Raw genomic sequence first — 26,394 nt, forward strand, 5'->3', positions numbered from 1 at the left:
TAGGCTTTTTTATTTTATATTTATTTTCTTATTCTTCCCTCACTATGATAATTGAAGCTTTAAAGCCAGTGGCTAAATTCCATTTATTAGATGAAATAATTCCCCCGTTATCATCATACACTCTAAACTCTGCTGTATTTGGCCCTGACGAACCTTGATTTAAAGCCTCAAATTCGACTTTATTAATTCCTTTAACCAATCCTAGATCCAATTTACCAAAAGAACCTTCTAAATAAACATAATCAACAACTACAGCCCCATTAACCCAAATTCTTATTAAATCACCATCCACAAACTCATGGTCTCTATAAACAATTTTAGCAGAACCTGATTTTGTTTTAAAATCACCTAAAAACTGATTCCCTCTATAAACTTTTGCGTCATCTTCAGGCTGAAAAGGCTTATTTAGTTTCTTTTCAAAATTAATACCTGGTTTTAAATCACTTTTAGGTTGGTTACCCATTCCTATTTGATTCTCAAGTTGTGGTGCTTCATATACCTTTTTAGGAGATTTAAACATTTTGGGCTCAAAAGGCTTAGAAATAGAATATTGAGGGGCTTCTGTTTGATCTTCTGGCTTTTTATCTGGTAATGGTGTATCAGTTCTGGGGATAGCAATAGATTTTATTGGCTTTACTTCTTGAGCAAAGCCTACAATTGGCAACAATAACAATAAAACTATTACTTTTTTCACAATCTAAATTTATCAAAAATTATTCCAATTTATACTTCGAAATCATATTCTCTTTCAACAAGAGCAATTCTCACCTTATAGGACTCATACCATTTTTGTTTTCCCATACGTTGTGCTTGCAAATGATCTACATTATTTTTCCAATTTTTAATAGATTCCAAATCTTTCCAATATGAAACAGTTATTCCAATTTCATTACGAGCCGATTCGACTCCTAAAAAACCTTCTTGTTGTTTAGCCATATCAACCATAAGATTTGACATTTCAGCATAACCTTGTTCTACATTTGTTCTAACAGACGTAAATATTACTGCGTAATACGGAGGCTTCATATTTTTAAAGTTTGAAATGCTCTATAAACGGCCATGTGTAAAATATCGCCGTGATTCGATTCACCAAAATATTTGAAATGACTTTCTATACCTTTTTTATGTTTTGAAGCTATCTCAAATAACTTTTTAGCATCATTTTCCATAACCTTCCCTTCTTTACCTACACCAATAAAAACTTTGGTTTTCTGATTAAAAGTCGGTTTTGAAAACTCAGGAGTTAATTTAAACACAGATTGATTATCCCACCAAATACTGGGACTTATGATAATATAATTCGAAAAAAGAGTTGGCTTTTTATACAATATTTCTGTTGCTAAAAGTCCTCCCAATGATTGCCCAATAATAGTTTTACTACTGGTTGTCTTATATTTAGCTTCAATAAAAGGCTGAAGTTCATTTTCAATAAACGAAATAAATTTTGCTGACTCACCAGTGGTAGGAAAATCCTTTTTATCTTTTTCTATTGTGGTAGGAAATGTAAAGTCTCTTTTTCTATCAACATTTTCAATTCCAACTAATATGGATTTAGAAACCATATTTATCCATTCATAGTTTCCATATTGAAGCAAACCAGCAATATGAATAAAATCTTCATTAGCTGAACCGTCTAAAAGATAAATAACTGGATACTCTTTTGTTGCATCATATTCTGCTGGCAAGTAAACATTGAGGATTCGCTCTTCGTTTAAAACTTTGGATTGAATAGTTTCTATTTTACCCAAAACAAAATCCTTTTGTGCAGAAGCTAAAAGGCTAAAAAAAAGAAAAAAGGCTAGTATATTTTTTTTCATGGCGATCATTTACATTTTCTTTGCTTCATCCCAAAATACATCCATTTCTGCTAATGTCATTTCAGAAAGATTTTTACCTAAATCTTTGGCTTTTTGTTCTAAATAGGTAAATCGTTTTATAAATTTTTTATTGGTTCTTTCTAAAGCATCTTCAGGATTTACTTTTAAAAATCTAGCATAATTAATCATTGAAAATAAAACATCGCCAAATTCGGCCTCTATCTTGTCTTGATCATTGGTTTTAACCTCATCTTGAAGTTCCTGCAATTCTTCTTGTACTTTTTCCCAAACCTGATGTGGTTCTTCCCAATCAAAACCTACTCCTTTAACCTTATCCTGAATTCTACTTGCCTTTACCATTGCTGGCAAACTTGTTGGAACTCCTTCAAGCACTGACTGTTTTCCTTCCTTAAGTTTGAGCTTTTCCCAGTTTTGTTTTACTTCTTCTTCATTTTCGACTACTACATCACCATAAATATGAGGATGACGATGAATTAGTTTCTCACAAATATCATTGGCCACATCGGCCATATCAAAACTATTAGACTCACTTCCTATTTTGGCATAAAAAACAATATGAAGTAACAAATCACCAAGCTCTTTCTTTACTTCTTCAAGATTGTTATCTAAAATAGCATCTCCTAACTCATACGTCTCCTCAATAGTAAGATGACGAAGAGATTGTAAGGTTTGCTTTTTATCCCACGGACACTTTTCGCGTAAATCGTCCATTATATCTAACAATCTCTTAAAAGCATCAAGCTGTTGTTGGCGTGAATTCATAAAAGTAGTTTTACTTCGTAAGGTTTTGACCTAAGGTCTCTTGTTTGTAAAAATAAGAAATCCTGCAAATGAATATCACTTGCAGGACTTATAATTATGTTAAAACTTCGATTACTCTTTAGTTTTAGTAGCTTTTGCTTTTTTAGGCTTTTCTTCAATTGCAGTTTCTTCCGTTTTTGCTTTTGCAGTTTTTTTAGGAGCTTTTTTCTCTTCTTCTACAACGATTAAACCTTTAGATTGTAAAATGTTATACCAGTTTAAAACCTTTTTAATATCTGATGCGTATACTCTATCTTGATCGTAATCTGGTAATACTTCAGAAAAATAAGCAGTCAAAGCAGCTTTATCATCTTTTAATTGAGGTGCTGGTCCATTATTTTCTTTAGCAGCAATAGATTTCATTACCTCAACTAGCGGTTTCTCTTCATTGTAAGTATACATAGATATTTCAGACAATAAACTTACATTACTACGTAAACCTACTGTGATTTTCTTTCCATCTACTAATGATTCAGCAACAAACCCAGTTCTTGTTTGCAATTTTAATGAGTACAATCCTGGTTTACCAGAAATCGCTAAAATTCTCTCTAAATTCATTTTTTATATATCTTATTTGTTAGTTTATCTTCCTTTTTTTGGCCCAGCAAAACGCATTCTATAATCTGGTCTTGCTTTTCCGTCCATTATATTTTGAAGTTTCTTCTTAATTAACGTCTTTTTTAGTGACGATATTTTATCTGTAAACAAAACTCCTTCAATATGATCATACTCGTGCTGAATAACTCTTGCAATCAATCCGTCGTAAACATCAGTTTGCTTGTTAAAGTTTTCGTCGTAGTATTCAATAGTAATTTTTTCGTGACGATACACATCTTCTCTTACATCTGGAATACTTAAACAACCTTCGTTAAAAGCCCATTCTTCACCTTCTTCTTTAAGAATTTTGGCGTTTATGAAAGTCTTTTTAAAACCCTTTAATTGTTCTGCTTCTTCTTTAGCTAAATCATCACTATCACTAAAAGGCTCTGTATCTACAATAAATAAACGAATTGCCAAACCTACCTGAGGTGCAGCCAAACCAACACCACACGCATTGTACATCGTGTCGTACATATTAGCAATTACATCGCTTAAATTAGGATAATCTTTAGCTATATCTTCCCCTACTTTTCTTAAAACAGGATCGCCATAACCAACAATTGGATAAATCATTCTACTTCAATTTGGGCGTTCCCACGCCTGGGCGTGGTCAGGCTATTCGCGGTGCACGGCACCTTGCTTCTATCCTTAACGCATTTAATTTAGAGTGCAAAAGTAATTAAAATTGCTTTATACTTTCAATTTTAATACTTCATTTGTTTTTTTTCTTACTTGGTCACACAATTTGGTATTCTGACACAGACTTTGCCCGTATGACGGAATCATGTTTTTAAGTTTATTTTGCCAAGCTTCAGATTTCATTTTCTCAGGGAAACACTTATCCAACAACTCAATCATAATCGAAGTAGCTGTAGATGCTCCTGGCGAAGCTCCAAGCAATACTGCAAGAGAACCATCATGAGCAGCAACAACTTCGGTACCAAATTCAAGTACTCCATTTCCGTCCTTGTCTTTTTTGATTACCTGAACACGTTGTCCAGCAGTTTCTAGAACCCAATCTTCTTTTTTAGCCGAAGGAACATACTCTTTCAAAGCTTTCATTCTATCATTTGACGACTGGAAAACCTGTTCGATTAAATACTTGGTTAACGGAATATTTTTCATTCCAGCTCCCAACATTGGTTTTATATTGTCTAATTCTATTGATTTGATTAAATCGAAGTACGAACCATTTTTTAAAAACTTAGTCGAAAAACCTGCATAAGGTCCAAAAAGTAATGCTTTTTCACCATCAATCATTCTGGTATCAATATGCGGAACCGACATAGGTGGTGCTCCAACAGAAGCTTTTCCATATACTTTCGCTGCGTGTTTTTTAATAACCTCTGGATTTGTACATTTTAACCACTGACCACTTACTGGGAATCCTCCGTAACCTTCTCCTTCAGGGATATTGGCTTTTTCTAAAAGTAACAATGATCCTCCTCCTGCTCCAATAAATACGAAAGGTGTATATACTTTTTTCTTTTCACCAGAAGCTAAATCTTTCACTTTAATTCTCCAGATACCAGTATCTCTTTTCTTAAGCGAAGAAACTTCATGGTTAAAATGAACCGTAACTCCATCAAGCGTTTCTAGGTATTTAAAAATACTGCGAGTTAATGCTCCAAAATTAACATCGGTACCATATTTCATGGTCGTTGCTGCAATTTTGTCTTTGGTTTTACGACCTTCCATTACTAAAGGCGCCCATTCTTTAATTTGATTGGCATCATCAGTAAATTCCATTTCTTTAAACAAATGAAATTTTTGAAGTTCGTTAAAACGTTTTCTTAGGTATTCTACATTCTCATCACCCCAAACAAAGCTAAGATGCGGAACGCTTTTTATAAAATTTTCTGGATTTTGAAGTACGTTTTTTTCAACAAGATATGCCCAAAACTGACGAGAAACTTCAAACGATTCTGAAATTTTAACCGCCTTTTTTACATCAACAGAACCATCTTCTAGCTCAGGAGTATAATTTAACTCGCAAAAAGCGGCATGACCGGTTCCTGCATTGTTCCAAGCATCTGAACTTTCTGCAGCAGCGACATCTAATCGCTCAAATATTTCGATTTTTAAATCAGGTTGTAATTCTTTTAGAAGTAAGCCTAACGTGGCGCTCATAATTCCAGCTCCAATTAGTACTACATCTGTTTCGATTTTTTGTGTTGTTGTTGTCATTTCTTAGAATTGTGCCACAAAGATACTATCAAAAAATGCAAAATTTATCTTAATTTTCAACCCTTTAATCGAATTTTAGATATTAACAAAAAAACCTATATCATTTTTCGAGAAAGATAATCTCTTAGCATTATTGTTGCCGAAATTTCATCAATTAACGCTTTATTTTGACGTTGTTTCTTTTTTAAACCACTATCAATCATAGTTTGAACAGCTATTTTTGAAGTAAATCGCTCATCTACCCTAACTACTTGTATTTCAGGAAAATTTTCTTTAAATTTTATAACAAAAGCTTCAATGATTGGAGCACTTTCAGATGGCATACCATTCATTTGTTTTGGTTCACCAATAAGTACTTTAATTACTTGTTCTTTTGAAAAATATTCTTTCAAAAAAGGAATAAGTTTTTCTGAAGGAACCGTTTCTAAACCCGAAGCAATAATTTGCAGTTCATCAGTAACCGCAATTCCTGTGCGCTTCATTCCGTAATCTAATGCTAGTATTCTTGGCATATTATTTTGTTTTAGCAAAGGTAAATCTTATTAGTGATTTTTGTTAGATTTTTTCGAAATAGACGGTAAGCACGAATTAAACCCAAGCGAAACAAATTAACGAAGTAAATCCACACTATCTGATTATAGATGATTAATTAAGTTAAAAATTATAAAACTATTAATAATGAGTAACCATTACAAAAGTGATTAAAAGTTAAAGATTAAGATTTTTAAATATTTCACGGGTTATAACTTTAGTATTATAAACTACTTCCTGAAAGGTACAATCTAACATGGTGATAGGAAATGGGATTCCATCTCTCATTTCAGTAAAATCCATGGTCAAAACAGAATGTTCAGATATGTTAGAAGAACCCTTGAGTAGATTAAAGATGGCTATAGCCTTTTCTTTATCCTCTCCTAAACTATAAGTCGCATAGGAATCTATCCCTGAAACCGCTTTAATATTGACCGATATATAATATAAACTTTCCATTTTTTTCGTTTTTAAATATCATGTACTGGTAAACATTAAAAAATGATTATTATTTTCTCAAGCTCCGAAACAACAATGAACAGCGCATACATCTCTGAAAATAATTGCTATGAATAAAAGAATTTTTTACAATCGAAAAGCTGTCCACTTGGACAGCTTTTTATGCTTGACTGTGAAAGAACCGTGATTAAGAAATCTCAATCATTCTTGGTGGCTTCTGCTTAGCTTCCTCTTTTTTTGGAACAGTTAAAAGCAACAGGCCATTTTCATAGCGTGCAGTAATGTGCTCATCATCGACCACATTTTTAGGCAACTCAAAGCTACGTTGAAAAGATTGATAGCTAAACTCCCTACGTGTAAAGTTTAATTCCTCTGTAATTTCATTTTGTTGTTTTACAGACGAGATAGTTAATAGATTTCCGTCTAAGGTGACATTGAAATCATTTTTGTCCATCCCAGGGGCAGCTACTTCTACTTCGTAACTGTCGGCTTTTTCTTTGATGTTTACCGATGGCAAAGTAGTGCTTGTAGATGAAAAATTGGTGTTTTCCCAATTGAAAAGCTCACGGCCAAAGATGTCATCAAAAAACATACGTGGAAAGCCAGGTATTTGACTTTCGTTTCTTTTAATTAGATTCATAACTGTTTACTTTAAAATTGTTAGACATTAATTTTATGAACGTTAACTCTGTTACCAGAGACATCAAATAAAAAAACGAAAATTGTGCCAATCTATTAAAATGACATTTTTTCAGATTCAAAAATGAAAAAATGTCATTTATTATATGAGAGTAAGTTAAGACATGTTTTTAAAATTAACGGCATTCTAATATAGGGATGGAAGCAACATAACGTGTTCATCTTTTTATTTTCAATCAAAACCCTAGAAAGATAATCCAAATGTTATACTATTGAGATTAGGTTGAATAGCTTTTTAAACAAAAAATAAATTTTAGTATATACTGAGGATCATTATAGTTATAAAAAGATGTAAGTTTCAGATTAGTCATATATAAAGGCTAAACAAGATCGAATAGCTGATTGGACACTCATTAACAAAAGTATTTTCAATTTATTAATTTTATAATTCACTTTACTTTTTTATAGTCATTATATGTATATTCGTACAAAACTAAAATTATGAAACTTACCAAGTATTTAAGCGACCAAGGGTATGACTTGATTGAAGGACCAATACGCAATCACAAACCTTTACAATTGTGGGTTAAAAAAGCTTTTAGTGAAGCAGAATTGTATTATGCTACCTTAAAACATGCGTTTAAAAGTGAAGAAGTATTGACAGAAATCGAAAATCAGGCATTATCAGTTAATACATCTAACACTAACGAATATGGTTTTAATATTGGGATTACTTTACTAGAGGAAATACTGAGTTCACTAGGACTAGGAGCTGTAGAAATTTCGGCAGCGGTTAAGACTGGGAAAAAAGTGGTAATTAGTTACGACAATTCGATTACAAAAGAGTACGCCATAGGGAATATTGAAAGTTATTTATCAGCAGCAGATTTTGTACACCCCAATCCCCAATTACTAAAAAACGCTAATAAAGACAATATCTTAATTATTACTGGAACTGTTTTTGCCAAAAATCTTGTTGTAGAAATAGAAACAGATTTTACCATCGATGTCTCTTTAATTGCTAAACTTAACAACATAGCAGACGGCAAAATTGATTTTACAGCAAAAGATAGCAACACCTTAAAAATGGTTTCGGGAGGAAACAACTTTTTCCCTATTGCAGTAAAAGCAAGTCGCATAAAATTTGACCGAAGTATTTTTAAAAAACTTACCTTGGTTACAGATGATAGAAATATATTCTAAATTTAAAATTTACTATTTTCCGTATCAGACTAAAACTTCATAATTTTATTTTCAAGCTATAATCCACAATGAAGACAACCAAATACATTTCACTGTTGCTTACAGTTTTTATTTACGCTCTACTTATTAGTTGTGGTTCTCAAAAAAACATAACAAATTATAAGAGACAATGGATGTTGGTTACATTTAAAGATTATAGCAAAGAACTCCTCACTGAAAAGAAAGCAACATTAAATCTTACAAATATTCAAGGGGAGAATAATCCCGAATCAGGTTCTGCTTACATGGGCTGCAATACGATAAGATTGAAAGCTAAATTTTCTGATGATGAAAAAGTCATATTCTCTGATTTTTATAAGTACTCGTATGTTTTGTCCAGGAAATCTTGAAAATGATTTTTTAGCAACATTAAGGAAAACAACACATTATAAAATAGAAGGTCATTTTCTTTATTTATACCATGAAAAAGAGTTGCAAATGAAGTTTATTGCCGCAGATTGGGACTGATATTACTAATTTTTAACAAAAATAAGTTTTTTAGTGTATCTGTAGTTTTAGCACTTTCAAAACTTTATCTTTGCCTAAATAGATTTATTTTATGCAAAACTTACAATCAACTATAGAAGAAGCTTGGGGAAATAGAGCTTTATTACAAGAAGAAGCAACTCAAAATGCCATTAGAGAAGTTGTTAATTTATTAGATGCAGGAACACTTCGCGTTGCTGAACCAACAGCAAATGGATGGCAAGTAAACGAATGGGTTAAAAAAGCTGTTGTAATGTACTTCCCTATTCAAAAAATGGAAACATTCGAAGTGGGTATTTTTGAATATCATGATAAAATTCCTCTAAAACGTGGTTATGCCGAAAAAGGAATTCGTGTGGTTCCTCATGCAGTGGCTCGTCATGGTGCATACATTAGTAAAGGTGTTATCATGATGCCAAGTTATGTAAACATTGGTGCTTATGTTGATGAAGGCACTATGGTTGACACATGGGCAACTGTGGGTAGTTGTGCTCAAATAGGTAAAGATGTTCACTTGAGTGGAGGTGTAGGTATTGGTGGAGTTTTAGAACCTTTACAAGCGGCTCCAGTAATCGTTGAAGATGGTGCTTTTATTGGTTCACGTTGTATTGTGGTAGAAGGTGTTCGTGTAGAAAAAGAAGCCGTTCTAGGTGCTAATGTATGTTTAACAGCATCGACTAAAATTATAGACGTTACTGGTCCAGAACCGGTAGAATATAAAGGAGTTGTGCCCGCACGTTCCGTAGTGATTCCTGGAAGCTATGCTAAAAAGTTTGAAGCAGGAGAATACCAAGTACCTTGCGCTTTAATCATTGGAAAACGCAAACCTTCAACTGACTTAAAAACGTCATTAAATGATGCTTTACGTGAATATAATGTAGCTGTATAGTTATTGAAATTATATAATAATAAAAAAGGCAAGTTAATTACTTGCCTTTTTCTTTTCTTCATTTTGCAATTTTATCAATTTTGCATATTTCATATGGGAAAAGAATCCTTGAATCAAAGCGATGGTTACACCATCTATCCCATTAAAAATTCCTTTTTTAAAGAAGTAACAACGAATAAAGGCAACTAATCCGTTTAAAACTGGTTTGAAAGGCCCTACTCTTTTTCCTTGATCAAATAATTGTTGGGCATGCCAAGTTGAGTATTGATTCTTTTTAGCAATAATTTGATCGAAAGAATCCCAACCGTAATGCAATATGTGAACTGCTACCTTTTTCTCGTTAGTAGTTACAATTTTCTGATGTACTTTCGCTTCAGAAGGTGAAGCCGTTTTTTTATTAAAAAAACGCACCTTATGGTCTGGATACCAGCCCGAAAAATCAATTAATTTATCTGCTAAAAAGTTCTTTACTCTAAAAGAAAAAGCATCGTAATTTCCCTCAAGATATTTTTCTTTTAAAAGAAAATCTTCAGCATCAGTATCTAAAAACTCATCAGCATCAAGGTTCAAAATCCAATCGTTTTTACAATATGGCAATCCCACGGTACGCTGTGGTCCATCGCCCAAAAACGCTTGAGAAATAACTTTTGCTCCTTTGCTCTCAGCAATTTCAACTGTTTTATCTTTACTAAGCGAATCCACTATAATAACTTCATCACAAACTTTAAATAAAGCATCGATGCATTTACCAATATTCTTCTCTTCGTTGTAAGTAATCACTAATCCGCTAATAGGCATATTTCTTATTTTTTGACAAAATTACAGAAAAGACTTTTTAAAATTTACATTACTATGTATTTTAGCAGTCTAATACGACTTTATGAAACGAATTTTAGTGATTCAACAAAAACGAATTGGCGATGTACTTACCAGTACTATTATTAGCAACAATTTAAAAAAACACTTCCCCGAAGCTAAAATTGATTATATGTGCTATGCTAATTGTGTTGCTATTCTAGAAAACAACCCAAACATAAATGAAGTAATAGTATTAGACGAAAAAGTTAGAAAAAACTATTTTTCACTCGCTAAGTTCATCCTTTACATAAGAAAAAAGAAATATGATGTTGTAATTGATGTGTACAGCAAATTCGAAACTAATTTAATTACCTTGTTTTCAGGCGCCAAATATAAAATTTCATACGATAAAGGATACTCTAATTTGTTTTACACTCATAATGTAAAAAGAATTGAAAATGGTACTCAATCTGAAATAGGACTAGCAATATTAAACCGATTATTATTGTTAAAACCTTTGATCAAAGAAGGAATCACCGATTACAAACCAAAGATTTTCTTAACTGATATAGAAAAACAACAAGGATTGACCTTACTTGAATCTCATAACATCAAAAAAGATAAACCTATTTTAATGTTTGGTATTTTAGGTAGTGAATGGTATAAAACCTATCCATTTGAAAAAATGGCCCAGATTATTGATTTTACAGTATCAAAAACTAACGCTAGAGTACTTTTTAACTACATCCCTTCCCAAAAAGAAGATGCTCAAAAAATATATGATCTTTGCAAAAAAGAAACTCAGCAAAACATTGTTTTTGATTTGTATGCCAAAGAGCTTAGAGGTTTTTTAGGATTGTTATCACATTGTAATGCCTTAGTTGGCAATGAAGGTGGTGCTGTAAATATGGCAAAGGGATTAAATGTGCCTACATTTTCGATCTTTTCCCCTTCTGTTGATAAAGAAACTTGGCAGATTTTTGAAGATGAGAAGAATATCTCAATTCATTTAAAAGACATTAAACCTGAGATTTACCAACAGTCTACTGAAAAAGAGATCAAACAGGAGACTTTCAAATACTTTGATGAATATCCGTTTGAGTTGTTATTAGAAAAATTAGAGAGCTTTTACAAAACTGTACTTTAAAAACTATTTCTTCCAGAATTTTAGGTGTTTTTTAATTCTCTTTTTACGATAAAACCTATACTGAAAATCCGCTGTAAGTTGCCACATGGTATTAAAAACAAGTTCTTCGTTTTCACCCGAAAGCTTTGCATATTCATTACTCATTACAGCAACCATTTCTTTGTGAGGAGTAATTTTTGACAAGTTTTTCATTCGGGTTTGAAAATCAATTGATTCGTGAAATTTCATTCTGTTCAAATCAACCAAAAAGAAATCGTACTTCCCATTTCCTTTATTTTGTATTAAAGTATTCCCAGGTGAATGATCAAGAAACTCTACTCCTTTTTGATGCATATCATAGGTAAACTGTGTAAACTGTCTCAAAATATTTTCGGCATCAGGATAATCTGTTTCTACTAATTCTCTATAAGTCAAATCATATTTTAAATGCTCACAGGCGTAATAACTATCCTGAAGTGTAAAAAGACTTCTGTTTTCGAAATATCCAATTGGTTTTGGAGTCCCAATTCCTTTTTCTAAAAGATTCAAAGCAAATTCATAAGAACGTTGCGCTTTTGATTTTCTAAAAAAACGATATACAAACTTATTAATTACATTAGGTTTTTTAAAGGATTTAATGTTTAGTGTGAGACTATCTATTTCAAAAATTTTAATTTTATTCCTTTTTCCATTTGAAAGCATTTTCCCAGAAGAATAAAAATTTAAAATACAATCAAAAATAAAACTTTTGTATGAATTATAATTAGGGCTTATTATACCTATCATTTTTCTTTTTAATCAAAATTAGGCATAGTTTTATATAATTCCAATTTATTGGATAATTTTACAAAAAAAACAATGATAAAAGTATTTTTAGAATCTCATAACATAAAAAATAAAGCAGGAGGATTAGGAACCTTTAATTATGAACTAATTAAAGCGATTGCAAAACAAGATTTAAATCACTTAAAAATCACGTTAAATACACCAAATCCATCAGAATTAGAACAAGAGTTTTATAATACTTTTTCATATAAAAAATACACAAGTTTACAGCGTCATAAATTATTTAGGATTAAAACTAAATACGATGTTTGGCATAGTTTAAATCAAAACACTAAAATTGAACCTGGATTTAAGCCTAAAAAATACATTTTAACAATACACGATGTGAATTTTGTCGAAGAACATTCTTCTGATATGGATCATCCAAAAAATAAACTATTTATTGAAAAATTAAATAGAGCAGATGTTATAACTTATATTTCTAACTTCGCAAAAGAACAAACCCATCAGTATTTTAAAGTCCCAAATGTTGAGGAAAAAATAATATATAATGGAAATCCAATCGTTTCTGATTTAGACTGTAGTGGATTTGCTCCCAATGTTCCTATCGACAAGCCTTTTTTTTTCAGTTTAGGTGATTTCATTGAACGGAAAAATTTTCATTCAATCGTTAAAATGATGAAATTATTACCTGATTTTAATCTTATTATTTCTGGGAATAACAATAAAGAATACGGAAATTATATCCGAAAAGTTATAGAAAATGAAAATCTTATAAATGTTTTTTTGACTGGAAAAATTTCTGATATAGCCAAAACTTATTATATGAAAAATTGTGAAGCTTTTTTATTTCCTTCTATAAGAGAGGGATTTGGCTTACCTCCTATTGAAGCAATGTATTTCGGAAAACCTGTATTTTTATCTACAAAAACATCATTACCAGAGATAGGAGGTGATGTGGCTTTTTATTGGGATAATTTTGCTCCAGAATATATGAAAGAAACACTTCTTAATAAATTGAGCATTTATTCAAAAAACAAACAAAATTTTGATCAAAAAATAAGGGAAAGAGCTGCCTTTTTTGATTGGAATAAAGCAGCTCAAGAATATTTAAATCTATATGTTATCTAATATATTCTTCAAATTCTATTTTTTGTTTTTTTGGCTTTGTAAATTTATATTTAAACCATTGACCAAAATTTTTAAAGAACAAATAAATAGGTGTAATCTGCTGAATGTTAATGTTTTTTATATTCTTATTAACCTCAAAAAAATCTTTTGTTGGTAAGTAGCCTAAAGATTTCCATTGCTTTGGATTAAGATAAAAAACATTTTTTATTTCTTTATAATTTTCCTTGGAAGCGCGTCTCCACTTAGTTAGAAACTCATTATTTAATTCATGATTATGCCCCCAATTTTTTAATTTAGTTTGTAAATCATCTTCAGTTCTCGCTAAAGATTCATGAAAAACTAATGTATTAACATATATTACTCTTTCATAACTTTGTCTTGCCAGTTTATAGTTTGGATAATTTGTAGCTAATAATACTTTACAAGTATTTGTAATATAAAGTAATCCATCTTCTAAATATTTATAAATATCTACATGAAAGCCCGAAATTTGTACAGGAGTTTTCTTAGGATTATCTAAATAAAAATCATATTTTCTTAATTGACTAACAAAACCCTTGAAATCAGGGATATATTCATCACTATCAATTTGAATTAACCAGTTTCCAATTCCCATTTTCATAGAAAGCATATGTCTCTCACGAGTATCATTTTGTATTGCATTTAACTCTGGAATGTAGAAATTGTCTTTATAAATTTCAATTTTGCTGTCTTTATCAATTTCTTTCAACCAAATAAAAAAACTTTCATCAACATAAAAGGTATTCCCATTCCAAGTATTAAAATTTTCATCTTGAGCTATAAAAATTCTATCAGCATACTCGTACACTAATGGTATAGCCGTCTTTAATTTTTCATAATCATACGACAATAAAAACCCAACATGTATCTTTTTCATTCATCTAATTTTAGTTACTTTTGGCAAAAATATAAATTTTTTTTATGAAAGTTTGCCTTATAAGTTTTGATATCTGGGGGTATGACCAAAAAATTGTTTCAAAATTAAATGATTTGGGCCATCAAGCAATTCATATCAAATTAAGTGATTATAAATATAAATATAAAAGCAAGTTTGAAAGAGTACAAAACTTTTTATCCAAAACTTTCCTTAAAAAAAATATAAAACGTATAAATGCTGAAAAACATATAATCGAAATACTTGAAAAAGAAAGAAATTTTGATCAAATAATAGTAATTAATCCAGAATGGATTTCTGAACAAACACATCATAAAATAAAGTCTTTCACAACAAACTATACTGCCTATTTATATGATAGTTTAGCAAATTATGATGCTCGCCATTTGCTCTCTATTTTCAATAAAGTTTTTTCTTTTGATAAACATGATGTTGAAAAATATAATTTGATCTTTTTATCAAATTTTATGCATGTAGAAAAAAATGAAAATCCTGTTCAATCAAAATATAAGGTTTTTTCAATTGCATCAGTTGATGAGCGTTATTACATTTTTAAAAAAATAATTAACTTTTTAAATGATAAAGAAATTTCTCATCTAAGTATTTTTTTTGATAAAAAGAAGCCAAAGAAAGAAATTAAAAATACAATTTTTACAGACAAGCGTATCTCTCAGGAAGAAGTAAAACAAAAGATTGAGCAGAGTGAAATTATACTTGATGTACTTAAAAATAAACAAAGTGGTTTAAGTTTTAGAATTTTTGAAGCCATTGCGCTTGATAAAAAAATTATAACAACAAATCAATCTATTTCTACATACGATTTTTATAACCCTAACAATATTTTTTTGATAAACGATGAAGATATAAATATCCCTGATTCATTTTTTAATAATCCTTATCAAGAAATACCTACCGAAATTTGGAAAAAATACACATTAGAAAGTTGGATAAACACTATATTGAATTAACATGAGAGTATCGGTAGCTATTTGTACATATAACGGCGAACAATTTTTAAAAGAACAATTAGACTCTATTTTAAATCAATCAACTAAGGTAGATGAAATTGTTGTTTGTGATGATAAATCTACTGATAAAACACTTGAAATACTCAATAACTACAAAAAGCAACATCCTGATATTTTTCACATTCACAGTAATGAAATCAATTTAAGAAGCGTTAAAAATTTTGAAAAAGCAATAAAACTTTGCAAAGGAGATATTATTTTTCTCTCTGACCAAGATGATAAATGGGCTATAGATAAAGTTTCTCATTATCTCGAATATTTTTTTACTCATTCTAAAATCAATGTTCTAACTTCAAACGGTTATTGCATAAATGAGAATTCAGAAGAAGAAGAAAAATATTCGCTTTGGGATATTCCTCAATTTTTAAAAGAATCAAATGTACAAGTAAATTATCATACTATAATCTCTCATATTTCAAATATAGCAACTGGTGCATCTATGGCGTTTAGAAAAGAAATTATTAATGATATTTTACCTTTTCCATCTTCAGATATAATTCATCATGATGAATGGATTGCATTAATTTCAAGCCAACAAAATAAATTTGAACTCTTGCAAGAAAAACTTTTCTACTATCGTATTCATACTAATCAACAAGTAGGAAGTGTGTTTTTTGAGAAATCTGAGAAACTAAAACAAAGTATTACATCTATTTATAATCTTAATACTGAGAAAAATACCTTTACTGCATTAAAAAGAAGATTAAGAAAATTACTCTCTTCTTATGAAAAAAGTATTGCTTTAAGCAATATTGAAACAAAATTTAAAAAACACTTTATTTCAAATTCGGAAGACATTAAAATTGAGTATTACAAAACAATAAAAAATATGGAAAAGAGTTTTTTCTTCCAAACCACCTTATTAAAAATTAAATTAAAATTAAAAGGTCAAAAAATAAATCTCGACTAATAACTTTTTTTTGAAAAAATATGAAAGTAAGTGTTGTAATGATTACCTATAATCATGCTAAATATATCCAAAAAGCTATTGAAAGTATTCTAGATCAAGAAACTAATTTCGAAATAGAACTAATCATTTCAAACGATAATTCACCCGATGATACTGACTTGATTGTAAAAAAAATAATCAGTACGCATTCACAAGGAAATAAAATCAAATATTTTAAACATGAAGAAAACATCGGGATGATGAATAATTTTCTGTTTTCTCTCAAAAAAGGCTCTGGAGAATATATTGCTTTATGCGAAGGAGACGATTATTGGACAGATTCAAAAAAACTTCAAAAACAAATTGATTTTCTTGACAATAACAAAGACTATTCAATTTGTTTCCATAATGTGAATGTACTTGAAAAAAATATTTTAAAAGAAAATAACATCAAAACTGACTTACCTGATACAAGTACAATTATGGACTTGGCTAAAGGAAATTTCATGCATACACCTAGTGTTGTTTACAGAAACCATCTTTTCAAAAATTTCCCAGAATATTTTGCATTATCTCCAATAGGTGATTATTTTCTACATATGCTTAATGCTAAACACGGAAAAATAAAGTATTATAAAGATTATATGGCAGTATACCGCATTCACGAAACTTCGTATTGGTCATCAAAACAGCAACTTGATCGTGAAAACATATGGATTGGGTTTATTGAGAACATCAAACCAAATTTTGATAAAAAAGTTCAAAAAATATTATCTAAACAAGTTTATAATTTAAAAAAAGGCAGGCTTAAAGGTCTCAAAAGACAACTTTATAAACTTGAATATTTTTTCAAAAATTCTTAATTTTCCAAAAAATAATTCTTGAAAAAAAAAATAATTAATAGATTCAAACACTATAAAAGAGGTCAGAGCTCTGGAATTATAATTCTTGACGATATACTTCCCTCAACTCTTTCTCCTTGGCGAAGTTACGAATATTCTGAGCTTTGCAAAGCATTTGCTGATACTCGTATTTTAACCGATGTCACTACATTTAAGCACTATTCTCAAGGAAAAAGTTTTGAAGAAAACCTTAAAACATTAACAGAAAATTATCCTTCTTTAGAAGGTAAAATCAAAAAACTAAAATTTAGCAGTAACTTAAATAGTGATGTTGTTTACATGCTATTTTATAACAATTTAAAAAAGCACTTCGAAGTATTAAACCGAAATAAAAACCCTTTTAGCTTCACACTTTATCCAGGTGGTGGCTTTGGTTTTGATGACAAAGAGGTAGATGAAAATCTTAAACGTTATTTTGATTCAAAACTGTTTAAGGGAGTCATTGTAAATCAAAATATTACCAAAAAATATTTAATCGAGAAAGGATTATGTAATCCAGAACTTATTAATCTAATTCCTGGCGTTCCATTAAACCTTAACTCTACTAAAATTGAAAATTACAGCTATAAAAAGCCTGAGGATAAAACCTCAATATTGTTTTTTGCAAATAAATACACACCTGATGGTGCTGATAAAGGATTTGATATCTTCCAAAAGACTGCTGTTGCTTTGTATGATAAAAAAGATCAATTTGAATTTATTGTGATTGGAGGTTTCTCTAAAAAAGATTTAGTTGATCCAAGGTTAAAAGAGATCATCTATTTTAAAGGAATGCTAAATGAATTCGAATTTGAAACTATTTTAAAGAAAACTCATGTTTTAATATCTGCTAACAGGCCTTTCATTTTGAGTAGAAATGCATTTGATGGATTTCCGTTAGCTACTTGTGTTACGGCTTCTCTTTTTGGTAATGTCAACTTTATGACTGATTATTTTGACGAAAGTGAAACTCTTGAACTTAAAGATGGAATACATTACATCAAAATAAATACAGACATTGAAGAAATAACAAACAAGATTCTTGAATTACATAATAACCGTGATCTGATGAAAAAAATTGCAGAAAACGGGAGGAATAAAATGCTACATTTGTACAGTTTTGAGAAACAAATCAAAACCAGAATAGAACATTTTAAAAAGATAATGCTTTGATAAACGTTACAAAAACATTTTTACCTACTTTAGAAGAATACAATTCCTATGTTAAACGTGCTTGGGACAAAGTTTGGCTTACCAATCGTGGTGAACTTACTCTTGAACTTGAAGATAAATTAAAAAATCATCTTGCAGTTAATCATATCATTATTACTAATAATGGTACAATTCCCATACAGATTGCATTGAAATTATTCGGAAATGGTGGTGAAATTATTACAACTCCTTTTTCTTATGTTGCCACTTCTGCTGCAATAGTTTGGGAAAATTGCAAGCCAGTTTTTGTAGACATCCATCCGGAGTATTTAACCATTGACGAAACAAAGATTGAAGAAGCAATAACATCAAAAACGACTGCTATCTTAGCAACACATGTATTTGGAAATCCATGTCATATCACTGCTATTGAATCTATTGCGAGTAAGTACAATTTAAAAGTCATTTACGACGCTGCACACTGTTTTGGGGTTAACTACAACAATCAATCCATTTTTAACTATGGAGATGTAAGCACATGTAGTTTTCATGCTACCAAAATTTTTCATACCGGTGAAGGTGGAGCGCTTTTCTGCAATGATCAAAATATTTACGATAAATTATACTACAGTCATAACTTTGGACATAACGGACCACTTGATTTTCATGGTTTAGGAATTAATGCTAAAGTTTCTGAACTGCAATCTGCAATCGGATTAGCAGTTTTTGATCATATTGACACTATCTTCTCAGAGCGAAAAAAAGTGGTAGAATTCTATAACAGTCAGTTGAATTTTACCAATCTGAAACCACTGAAAATAAGAGAAAATACCGAATGGAATTACAGCTATTATCCAGTAGTTTTTGATTCGGAAGCAACATTACTGGAGATTCAGAAAGAATTACAGAGTGAGAACATTTTTCCTAGACGTTATTTTTATCCATCACTGAATACTATCAATTACATAAAAGGTGCTAAAATGCCAATTTCTGAATCTGTTGCTTCAAGAATTTTGTGCTTACCTCTATATGTTGGATTACCAACCTCTGATTTAAAACGAATTACATCTATTATAAATAAAATCATATGCTAATAATTGGAGCTAAAGGATTCGCAAAAGAAGTTCTGGAAATTTTCCAAGAAACTGGTAATATCGATAATTTAGCTTTTTATGATGATATAAGTCCTGACATTGACAGATTGATGTTTGATAAATTCCCAATTCTGAGAAATGATACAGAAGCAAAGGCTTTTTTCGAAAATAATGGAAATGAATTCACTCTTGGTATTGGAAACCCACACATTAGAAAAAAACTTTCTGAAAAATTCGATAAACTTGGTGGAAAACTTGTTTCTATTATAAGTCCATCGGCAATTCTTGGAAGTTATGACGTACAAATTGGAGAAGGATCAAATGTTTTGCCTAATGCTACTTTTTCAAATTCCACTAAAATAGGAAAAGGAACCATCGTTTATTATAATGTCATTATAACACACGATTGTATTGTTGGTGATTTTGTAGAATTATCTCCAAGTGCCACTTTATTGGGTCATGTACAAGTGGGAGATTATTCACAAGTTGGAGCATCTGCAGTAATACTTCCTAAAATAAAAGTAGGAAAAAATGTGACTATTGGTGCTGGAGCAGTTGTTACTAAAGATGTTCCTGATAATGCAATAGTAACTGGAGTTCCTGCAAAAATTATAAAATTCAAAGAACCTTTAATTTTTTAAAATGAGTGAGGTTATCAATACAGAAGTTCACAACGCATTCGAAGTTATTAAAAATGGTGGAATCATCCTGTATCCTACTGATACGGTTTGGGGAATAGGATGCGATGCAACAAATCCTGAAGCAATTAAAAAGATATTTGCTATAAAACAACGAGAAGAAACTAAAAGTATGATTGTGCTGACTAATGGTGAACGCATGATGTACAACGTATTTAATGAAATTCCAGAAGTAGCTTGGCAAATATTAGATCTTTCTGAAAAACCAACCACTTTGATACTTGACAATCCTAGAAATGTGGCTGAAAATGTCATAGCTGAAGACAAAACTCTAGGTGTTAGAATGGTAAAAGAACCCTTTTGTTACAAATTAATGGAACGAATGAAAAAACCTTTGGTTTCTACATCAGCAAATATTTCGGGTGAACCAACTCCAAAATCTTTTAAAGAAATATCGCCTGAAATTATTAAAGGTGTTGACTATGTAGTAAATTTGCACCACGATAAAATTTGCGACAAACCTTCTACTATCATTAAATTAACAAATGATAGCCAGGTAAAAATTATTCGCAAGTAAATTTTATTTCTAGTTTAAAGTCTCTCAAATAGACTTTAAACCTTAGACTTTTATAATGAACTACAAACAGCATTTAGAACATAAAATATTTGATATTGTATCACAAGCAGCTAAATCACTCAACGTTGATTGTTACGTTATTGGTGGTTTTGTTCGTGATATTTTATTGGAAAGAGAACACAAAAAAGACATCGACATTGTAGCTGTTGGAAGCGGAATTGATTTGGCTTTAAAAGTATCAGAATTAATTCCTCATAATCCTAAAGTACAAGTATTCAAGAACTACGGAACTGCTATGCTTCGCTATGAAGATATGGACATCGAATTTGTAGGTGCCCGCAAAGAAAGTTACAATTTTGACAGCCGAAAACCATTAGTTGAAAACGGTACTCTAAAGGACGATCAAGATCGAAGGGATTTTACCATTAATGCCATGGCTTTTTCTTTAAATGCAGACAATTTTGGAGATTTAGTAGATCCATTTGATGGAGTTACAGATTTAAAGAATAAAATTATTTGTACTCCTCTCGATCCAGACATTACATATTCTGATGATCCGTTACGTATGATGCGAGCAATTCGTTTTGCTTCTCAATTGCATTTTGAGATAGAAAGTGAATCTCTAGAAGCTATTACTCGAAATAAAGAACGTATCAAAATTATATCCGGAGAAAGAATTGTTGATGAACTAAACAAAATATTACTTTCTTCAAAACCTTCAATTGGTTTTCTGTTATTACATCAAACTGGTTTATTAGATATAATTTTACCCGAATTAACTGCTTTGAATAATGTTGAAGAGGTAGAGGGTCACACACATAAAAATAACTTTTACCATACTCTTGAAGTAGTTGATAATATTTGTCCCAATACTGATGATTTATGGTTGCGTTGGTCAGCTTTATTACATGATATTGGTAAAGCGCCAACAAAGAAATTCCACAAAAAACAAGGTTGGACATTTCATGGTCATGAATTTTTGGGTGGAAAAATGGTCAAAAAAATATTTGAGCGTTTACACATGCCATTAAACCATAAGATGAAATTTGTTCAAAAAATGGTTATGATGAGTTCACGACCAATCGTTTTATCACAAGATATAGTTACTGACAGCGCTGTACGTAGATTAGTTTTTGATGCAGGAGAAGATGTAGAGAATTTGATGACTTTGTGTGAGGCTGATATCACTACTAAAAACCCTAAGAAATTTCAAAAATATCATAACAACTTTAAGATTGTTAGAGAGAAAATTGTGGAAGTTGAAGAACGTGATCGTGTTCGTGAGTTTCAACCTCCTATTTCGGGAGAAGAAATCATGGAAATTTTTGATTTAAAACCATCACGTGAAATTGGGGTTTTAAAAGAAGCTGTTAAAGAGGCTATTTTAGAAGGAGAAATTCCAAATGAATACCAAGCCGCTTATGATTTTGTAATGAAAAGGGCAGAAAAGATGGGGTTGAAACCAGTTAAATAATTTTAAAACCTAATATTTATCATATATTTAATAGCCAGAACTTTGTAACTCTGCAACTTTAAACTTAAAAAGAAATGAACTTCAATAAAATTGCCAAAACAGCCTTAGTTTTAGTTTATTTAGTAATTATTGCAGGAGCACTAGTTCGTATGACAGGTTCCGGAATGGGTTGTCCTGATTGGCCAAAATGTTTTGGCTACTATATTCCCCCAACAGACGTTAAAGAGTTGACTTGGGCTGAAAACAGAGTTTTCAAAAAAGGTATGGTAATCATTAAAGATGAAAAACTATTAGTAGCCAAAGAAGACTGCTTGACTGGAAAAACTTTTGAAGCTTCACAATGGGAACCTTACACTAAGCACGATTATGCTATTTTTAATCCAACACATACTTGGGTGGAATACATTAATAGATTAGTAGGTGCTTTAGCTGGATTGGCTTGCTTTGCAATGGCAATTGCTTCATTTTCTCTATGGCGAAAAAATAAAAAAATTACATTACTATCTTGGTTAGTTGTTTTCTTAATGGGATTCCAGGGATGGCTTGGTGCAACGGTAGTTTATAGCGTATTAAATCCATTAAAAATAACCATACACATGGTAATGGCGCTTATTATTGTTGCCGTTATCTTGTATATCATCCATTTAGCAAATCCTAAAACAAGCAATACAGTCTTTAATTCAATGTTTAGAAATGTATTGTGGTTGGCCTTATTTATGACATTGATTCAAGTCGTTTTAGGGACTCAAGTTCGTCAATTTGTAGATGAACAAGTTAAATCAGGAATTGAAGATCAGTCACTCTGGTTAAGTAATCCCGAAATTAGCTTTTACTTTCACAGAAGTTTTTCTATTGTAGTTTTATTAGCCAATTTATATTTATATCTACGCAATAAACGTTTTAATTTAGGATTTACTAAAATGAATTGGGTAATGATTTTATTATCTATTGAAATTATTTCAGGAATGATGATGTATTATGTTCATTTCCCTTTTGGAAGCCAAACAATTCACTTAGTTTTAGCCTCAATTCTTTTTGGTATACAATTCTATATGATTTTAGAAGCTAGAAAGAAAGGTTAATAAACATTAACCTATCCATTCTTTAAAATCTCCTACTCTTTCACGAGCTACAATTACCTCGTCGTCTTGATAAGTGGGTAAAACTAGTTTTAAACGAGAATTTGAATGCATTTGAATTTCCTTGATAGCTTTCATAGGGACGATGAATTTTCGAGAAACACGATAAAAATCTTCTGGATTGAGTTCTGTTTCTAATTGTTCCAATGTGCCATCAAGTAAATAATCACGATTGTCCAAGGTATGTAAATAAGTTCCTTTATCTTGACTAAAAAAGCATTCTACTTCCTGAATATCTATTAACTTTAATTGTTGACCAATTTTAACCGTAAAACGCTTTTTAAATTCCTTTTCTACTGGATTAACCAACATTCTTTTTATCATCTCAAAATCTAATGATAAGTTTTGTGGTTGGTTGCGCTGTTTGAATTTATTGATAGCAACTTCTAAATCATCCTCATCAATAGGTTTTAACAAATAATCAATACTATTTAATTTGAAAGCACGTAAAGCATATTCATCATAAGCAGTTGTAAAAATTACTGCACTTTTAATATCTATAGTTTCGAAAATTTCAAACGATAAACCATCTGAAAGTTGAATGTCTAGAAATATTAAATCTGGATGTGAGTTGTTTTGGAACCAATTAATTGATTCTTCAACAGAGTGCAACATGTTATTTACCTGTAGTCCTAATTTTTCAACTTTTCTTTGTAATAAACGTGCCGCTGGCTTTTCGTCTTCTATGATGATGATATTCATTATTCTTAGCTTATAACTAAATTACTTCCATTTGTTTTGATTGCCTTTCTCCTTCTCCATCAACTCCTGAATTTTTCTTTCTTCCCAATTAGAACCTAGAATGATATTAGGTAAAAATACAGACAAACCATGAGCCAATAAACCTAATCCCCAGAAAATAGCTGTAAAAAAGTTATGCATTTGAAAATAGGATTCCCCTGGGTCTAAGTCTTGAATGTTTGCAATAACAATCATAATATTTATAACTACATAAACTATTGCATGTGTATAAAACCCTTTTACTTTTTTTACTCGTTTATAAGCTTCGAAATATTTAGCTTCCTCTTCATTAGAAGGTATAAAATTTTTCATATTTCTGCGTTCCATCCTGCGTTCTACACGACGGTCAATTCTATCTTGAATGCTCATAATTATTCGAATTTATTTTGATTTTTCTTTTCATTTTCCATATACTCACGAATTTTTCTTTCTTCCCAATCTTTACTTACAAAAGAAACTTCAAAAGCCTTTAGTCCGTGGAAAAGTAGTCCTATACCCCAACCTAACATGGGCCAGTAAAACCACAAATGATCTTCTGAGTATTTTAAATTGATAAATAGCAAAAAAGAAATCACACATACATATGTAAAAAGATGTATGTAAAAACCTTTTATCTCTTTGACACGCTCTTTAGCGCATTCATATCTTTTATAGTCTTCATTAAAATTTTCCATTATTCCCAACGATTTTTTGATTGATTTTCTTTCTCTAAAATTTCATTAATTTTTCTTTGTTCCCAATTGTTATCAAACAATTTCTCTGCAAATAAAATTTGTAAGGTTTGAACAACAATAAAAAAAGTCCAACACCACATTATAAAACCAGTTAAAAACTTTAGTGGAAAAAAGTTTAAAGGTGCTCCTAAATAGGTTTTTAAAAGATAAACTAATATTCCTAATGCGTAAATAAAAAGATGAACGTAATATCTTTTAATCTTTTGAACTCTTACTCTTGCAAATTCAAGTCTTCTTTCTTCAGGTGTTTTATAAGGTTCCATTAATTCCATTTATTATTTTGTTGTTCTTCCTTTTTAAGTATCTCTTGAATTTTACGATCCTCCCAGTTTTTCCCATAACCAAATACTTCTACAGCATGAAAAATCAATCCTAATCCCCAGCCTAGCACAGGAAACCAAAACCACTGAAAATCAGTCGTATTAATATTAATTATAATTAAAATTGGGATCACACAACAATAGGAAATTAAATTTGCATAAAACCCTTTAAGCTGATCTACTCTTTCTTTGGCTTTAACATAAGCCATATTTTCGTTATATATATTTTGACTCTCCATATACGCAATTTGTTTTGTTAAAATTGGAATCATTACTCTAAAAAATGATTCATTTTGTTCTATTAATACTTTCCTTTCAGAAATTAATCCATAACGATTCACAATATTTTGAAGTCCCACTCCCCTTCTATCTTGAAGTACTTCTTTTTTTTGCAAATTATTTTGAACTATCAAATAATTATTTTCGACATAAATCTTAATATGAAGTGGTTTCTTTTCACTAACCACATTATGCTTGATTGTATTTTCTAAAAGCAACTGTAATGATAATGGAACTACTTTAGCTTCATTATTATTAAAATCTGATGGTAATTCAAATGTTATGCTGTTCTCGAATCTCATTTTCAACAAATTCATATAAGTCTTTGCAAAAGATAATTCTTCTTCTACCGAAATCAATTCTTTATCTTTCTGTTCCAAAACGTATCTATAAATCTTAGAAAGCGATGTTGTGAACTTTTGGGCTTGATCTGGGTTTTCTTCTATCAAAGAACTTAACACATTTAAACTATTGAATAAGAAATGTGGATCAATTTGATTTTTTAATGTTTCAAACTTTGCTGATGCCGTTCCTGCTATTACTTTTTGTTCTTTTAATTTATTTTCTTGATACGCTCTGTAAAAATGAAACGCATACAACGATACAGAAACAATAAAAGTAATTACTATAGCAAAAACATAGTTTGCAGCACTTTCATGAGCAATAAAATCAGTAAAAGTTTTCTTTTCTATGATTACATCTTCTGTAATTCGAAGAAGAAAAATAACTAATAATGAAACTATAAATGATGCAAAAAAACCTATTATAATTCTTTTTAACGAAAATCTATTTTCTTCAAAAACGCTATCCAAAAAGACAAATAAAGCTTTGTTTGCATAACCTAGCGAGAAAGTGTAAAGCATGTTATAAATAAAACTTATCAAAAGATGATTGTCAAATTTTATTGCTCCTCCATATCCTAAATTGATTAATTGAATAATAATAAAAACAATTATGCCAAAAGTGAAAACTTTACCAATTTCTTTACTACTTACTCCCATTAGGTTCTTTTGTTTTTA

Annotated in this window: 32 protein-coding genes; 14 read left to right on the plus strand and 18 right to left on the minus strand. The window is 30.5% G+C overall.

The window, feature by feature from the left end; translation table 11 throughout:
- Nucleotides 1-28 precede the first annotated feature (28 nt).
- From BUC09_RS04765 to BUC09_RS04810, 10 genes are all read right to left on the minus strand, one after another.
- The gene (locus BUC09_RS04765) at nucleotides 29-694 is read right to left on the minus strand and encodes a hypothetical protein (RefSeq protein ID WP_084127105.1); all 666 of its coding nucleotides are present in this window, start codon (nucleotides 692-694) and stop codon (nucleotides 29-31) included.
- A 29-nt stretch (nucleotides 695-723) separates the two neighbouring features.
- Entirely contained in the window at nucleotides 724-1,026 is a 303-nt protein-coding gene (locus BUC09_RS04770) for an antibiotic biosynthesis monooxygenase family protein (protein ID WP_143161869.1), read from the minus strand.
- On the minus strand, nucleotides 1,023-1,817 hold the full coding sequence (locus BUC09_RS04775) for an alpha/beta hydrolase (RefSeq protein ID WP_073310366.1): 795 nt from the start codon (nucleotides 1,815-1,817) through the stop codon (nucleotides 1,023-1,025). Before BUC09_RS04775 ends, BUC09_RS04770 begins: the two co-directional genes overlap by 4 nt.
- 9 nt (nucleotides 1,818-1,826) lie before the next feature.
- Nucleotides 1,827-2,600, minus strand: a complete 774-nt coding sequence (mazG, locus tag BUC09_RS04780; protein ID WP_073309222.1) for a nucleoside triphosphate pyrophosphohydrolase — start codon at nucleotides 2,598-2,600, stop codon at nucleotides 1,827-1,829.
- 111 nt (nucleotides 2,601-2,711) lie between these two features.
- Nucleotides 2,712-3,197 carry a DUF5606 family protein gene (locus tag BUC09_RS04785; protein ID WP_073309224.1) on the minus strand — a complete coding sequence of 162 codons (486 nt, stop codon included), beginning with the start codon at nucleotides 3,195-3,197 and terminating at the stop codon, nucleotides 2,712-2,714.
- A gap of 24 nt (nucleotides 3,198-3,221) precedes the next feature.
- Entirely contained in the window at nucleotides 3,222-3,812 is a 591-nt protein-coding gene (gene def / locus BUC09_RS04790; RefSeq protein WP_073309227.1) for a peptide deformylase, read from the minus strand.
- Nucleotides 3,813-3,929: 117 nt separating this feature from the next.
- Nucleotides 3,930-5,426 (minus strand): malate:quinone oxidoreductase, encoded by a 1,497-nt coding sequence (locus BUC09_RS04795; RefSeq protein WP_073309229.1) that lies wholly within the window; start codon nucleotides 5,424-5,426, stop codon nucleotides 3,930-3,932.
- A 95-nt stretch (nucleotides 5,427-5,521) separates the two neighbouring features.
- A complete protein-coding gene (ruvX, locus tag BUC09_RS04800; RefSeq protein WP_073309231.1) occupies nucleotides 5,522-5,938 on the minus strand; it encodes a Holliday junction resolvase RuvX in 417 nt (138 codons plus the stop codon).
- A 196-nt stretch (nucleotides 5,939-6,134) separates the two neighbouring features.
- Entirely contained in the window at nucleotides 6,135-6,416 is a 282-nt protein-coding gene (locus BUC09_RS04805) for a hypothetical protein (protein ID WP_073309233.1), read from the minus strand.
- A gap of 187 nt (nucleotides 6,417-6,603) precedes the next feature.
- On the minus strand, nucleotides 6,604-7,056 hold the full coding sequence (locus tag BUC09_RS04810; RefSeq protein ID WP_073309235.1) for an Hsp20/alpha crystallin family protein: 453 nt from the start codon (nucleotides 7,054-7,056) through the stop codon (nucleotides 6,604-6,606).
- A gap of 500 nt (nucleotides 7,057-7,556) precedes the next feature.
- Between BUC09_RS04810 and BUC09_RS04815 the strand changes: the two genes are divergently transcribed.
- The 3 genes from BUC09_RS04815 to BUC09_RS04830 all read left to right on the plus strand — a co-directional run bounded on the left by BUC09_RS04815 (nucleotide 7,557) and on the right by BUC09_RS04830 (nucleotide 9,672).
- On the plus strand, nucleotides 7,557-8,258 hold the full coding sequence (locus tag BUC09_RS04815; protein ID WP_073309237.1) for a gasdermin: 702 nt from the start codon (nucleotides 7,557-7,559) through the stop codon (nucleotides 8,256-8,258).
- A gap of 327 nt (nucleotides 8,259-8,585) precedes the next feature.
- Nucleotides 8,586-8,765: an META domain-containing protein gene (locus BUC09_RS14625; RefSeq protein ID WP_159432936.1), complete on the plus strand. Its 180-nt coding sequence runs from the start codon at nucleotides 8,586-8,588 to the stop codon at nucleotides 8,763-8,765.
- A 91-nt stretch (nucleotides 8,766-8,856) separates the two neighbouring features.
- Entirely contained in the window at nucleotides 8,857-9,672 is an 816-nt protein-coding gene (locus BUC09_RS04830) for a 2,3,4,5-tetrahydropyridine-2,6-dicarboxylate N-succinyltransferase (RefSeq protein ID WP_073309241.1), read from the plus strand.
- A 33-nt stretch (nucleotides 9,673-9,705) separates the two neighbouring features.
- Here BUC09_RS04830 and BUC09_RS04835 read toward each other — a convergent pair whose 3' ends face one another.
- Nucleotides 9,706-10,470 carry a glycosyltransferase family 2 protein gene (locus tag BUC09_RS04835; protein ID WP_073309243.1) on the minus strand — a complete coding sequence of 255 codons (765 nt, stop codon included), beginning with the start codon at nucleotides 10,468-10,470 and terminating at the stop codon, nucleotides 9,706-9,708.
- Between the two features lie 82 nt (nucleotides 10,471-10,552).
- Here BUC09_RS04835 and BUC09_RS04840 point away from each other — a divergent pair, with 82 nt between their 5' ends.
- The gene (locus BUC09_RS04840; RefSeq protein WP_073309246.1) at nucleotides 10,553-11,617 is read left to right on the plus strand and encodes a glycosyltransferase family 9 protein; all 1,065 of its coding nucleotides are present in this window, start codon (nucleotides 10,553-10,555) and stop codon (nucleotides 11,615-11,617) included.
- Nucleotides 11,618-11,620: 3 nt separating this feature from the next.
- On the opposite strand, the gene BUC09_RS04845 is transcribed toward BUC09_RS04840, so the two are convergent.
- On the minus strand, nucleotides 11,621-12,382 hold the full coding sequence (locus BUC09_RS04845; protein ID WP_073309248.1) for a Kdo domain containing protein: 762 nt from the start codon (nucleotides 12,380-12,382) through the stop codon (nucleotides 11,621-11,623).
- Nucleotides 12,383-12,454: 72 nt separating this feature from the next.
- Here BUC09_RS04845 and BUC09_RS04850 point away from each other — a divergent pair, with 72 nt between their 5' ends.
- Entirely contained in the window at nucleotides 12,455-13,513 is a 1,059-nt protein-coding gene (locus tag BUC09_RS04850; RefSeq protein ID WP_073310368.1) for a glycosyltransferase family 4 protein, read from the plus strand.
- Here BUC09_RS04850 and BUC09_RS04855 read toward each other — a convergent pair.
- On the minus strand, nucleotides 13,506-14,411 hold the full coding sequence (locus BUC09_RS04855) for a hypothetical protein (RefSeq protein ID WP_073309250.1): 906 nt from the start codon (nucleotides 14,409-14,411) through the stop codon (nucleotides 13,506-13,508). The two genes, BUC09_RS04850 and BUC09_RS04855, sit on opposite strands and share 8 nt — an antisense overlap.
- Before the next feature lie 44 nt (nucleotides 14,412-14,455).
- Between BUC09_RS04855 and BUC09_RS04860 the strand changes: the two genes are divergently transcribed.
- From BUC09_RS04860 to BUC09_RS04900, 9 genes are all read left to right on the plus strand, one after another.
- Nucleotides 14,456-15,397 carry a WaaS/CpsH family glycosyltransferase gene (locus BUC09_RS04860; RefSeq protein WP_073309252.1) on the plus strand — a complete coding sequence of 314 codons (942 nt, stop codon included), beginning with the start codon at nucleotides 14,456-14,458 and terminating at the stop codon, nucleotides 15,395-15,397.
- 1 nt (nucleotide 15,398) lies between these two features.
- Nucleotides 15,399-16,367 (plus strand): glycosyltransferase family 2 protein, encoded by a 969-nt coding sequence (locus BUC09_RS04865; protein WP_073309254.1) that lies wholly within the window; start codon nucleotides 15,399-15,401, stop codon nucleotides 16,365-16,367.
- A gap of 20 nt (nucleotides 16,368-16,387) precedes the next feature.
- Complete coding sequence (locus tag BUC09_RS04870) at nucleotides 16,388-17,209, plus strand: glycosyltransferase family 2 protein (protein ID WP_073309256.1); 822 nt, start codon at nucleotides 16,388-16,390, stop codon at nucleotides 17,207-17,209.
- Nucleotides 17,210-17,227: 18 nt separating this feature from the next.
- A complete protein-coding gene (locus BUC09_RS04875) occupies nucleotides 17,228-18,400 on the plus strand; it encodes a glycosyltransferase family protein (protein WP_073309258.1) in 1,173 nt (390 codons plus the stop codon).
- Entirely contained in the window at nucleotides 18,397-19,473 is a 1,077-nt protein-coding gene (locus tag BUC09_RS04880; protein ID WP_073309260.1) for a DegT/DnrJ/EryC1/StrS family aminotransferase, read from the plus strand. Before BUC09_RS04875 ends, BUC09_RS04880 begins: the two co-directional genes overlap by 4 nt.
- Nucleotides 19,467-20,114, plus strand: coding sequence for an acetyltransferase (locus BUC09_RS04885; RefSeq protein WP_073309262.1), 648 nt, complete (start codon nucleotides 19,467-19,469; stop codon nucleotides 20,112-20,114). The genes BUC09_RS04880 and BUC09_RS04885 overlap by 7 nt, the downstream gene beginning before the upstream one ends.
- Before the next feature lies 1 nt (nucleotide 20,115).
- A complete protein-coding gene (locus tag BUC09_RS04890) occupies nucleotides 20,116-20,688 on the plus strand; it encodes an L-threonylcarbamoyladenylate synthase (protein WP_073309264.1) in 573 nt (190 codons plus the stop codon).
- A 55-nt stretch (nucleotides 20,689-20,743) separates the two neighbouring features.
- The gene (locus BUC09_RS04895; RefSeq protein WP_073309266.1) at nucleotides 20,744-22,162 is read left to right on the plus strand and encodes a CCA tRNA nucleotidyltransferase; all 1,419 of its coding nucleotides are present in this window, start codon (nucleotides 20,744-20,746) and stop codon (nucleotides 22,160-22,162) included.
- Nucleotides 22,163-22,236: 74 nt separating this feature from the next.
- Entirely contained in the window at nucleotides 22,237-23,244 is a 1,008-nt protein-coding gene (locus BUC09_RS04900; protein WP_073309268.1) for a COX15/CtaA family protein, read from the plus strand.
- Nucleotides 23,245-23,250: 6 nt separating this feature from the next.
- On the opposite strand, the gene BUC09_RS04905 is transcribed toward BUC09_RS04900, so the two are convergent.
- Genes BUC09_RS04905 through BUC09_RS04925 form a run of 5 tightly spaced genes read right to left on the minus strand, consistent with a single transcriptional unit; the run spans nucleotide 23,251 to nucleotide 26,376 of the window.
- Entirely contained in the window at nucleotides 23,251-24,003 is a 753-nt protein-coding gene (locus BUC09_RS04905; RefSeq protein WP_073309270.1) for a LytR/AlgR family response regulator transcription factor, read from the minus strand.
- 21 nt (nucleotides 24,004-24,024) lie between these two features.
- Nucleotides 24,025-24,411, minus strand: coding sequence for a 2TM domain-containing protein (locus BUC09_RS04910; protein ID WP_084127109.1), 387 nt, complete (start codon nucleotides 24,409-24,411; stop codon nucleotides 24,025-24,027).
- Between the two features lie 2 nt (nucleotides 24,412-24,413).
- The gene (locus BUC09_RS04915; protein ID WP_073309272.1) at nucleotides 24,414-24,716 is read right to left on the minus strand and encodes a 2TM domain-containing protein; all 303 of its coding nucleotides are present in this window, start codon (nucleotides 24,714-24,716) and stop codon (nucleotides 24,414-24,416) included.
- Nucleotides 24,716-25,048 carry a 2TM domain-containing protein gene (locus tag BUC09_RS04920; RefSeq protein ID WP_073309274.1) on the minus strand — a complete coding sequence of 111 codons (333 nt, stop codon included), beginning with the start codon at nucleotides 25,046-25,048 and terminating at the stop codon, nucleotides 24,716-24,718. The genes BUC09_RS04915 and BUC09_RS04920 overlap by 1 nt, the downstream gene beginning before the upstream one ends.
- Nucleotides 25,039-26,376, minus strand: a complete 1,338-nt coding sequence (locus tag BUC09_RS04925; protein ID WP_073309276.1) for a 2TM domain-containing protein — start codon at nucleotides 26,374-26,376, stop codon at nucleotides 25,039-25,041. Before BUC09_RS04925 ends, BUC09_RS04920 begins: the two co-directional genes overlap by 10 nt.
- Nucleotides 26,377-26,394 lie beyond the last annotated feature (18 nt).

The organism is Flavobacterium terrae (genome assembly GCF_900142035.1).
Classification (GTDB): Bacteria; Bacteroidota; Bacteroidia; order Flavobacteriales; family Flavobacteriaceae; genus Flavobacterium; species Flavobacterium terrae.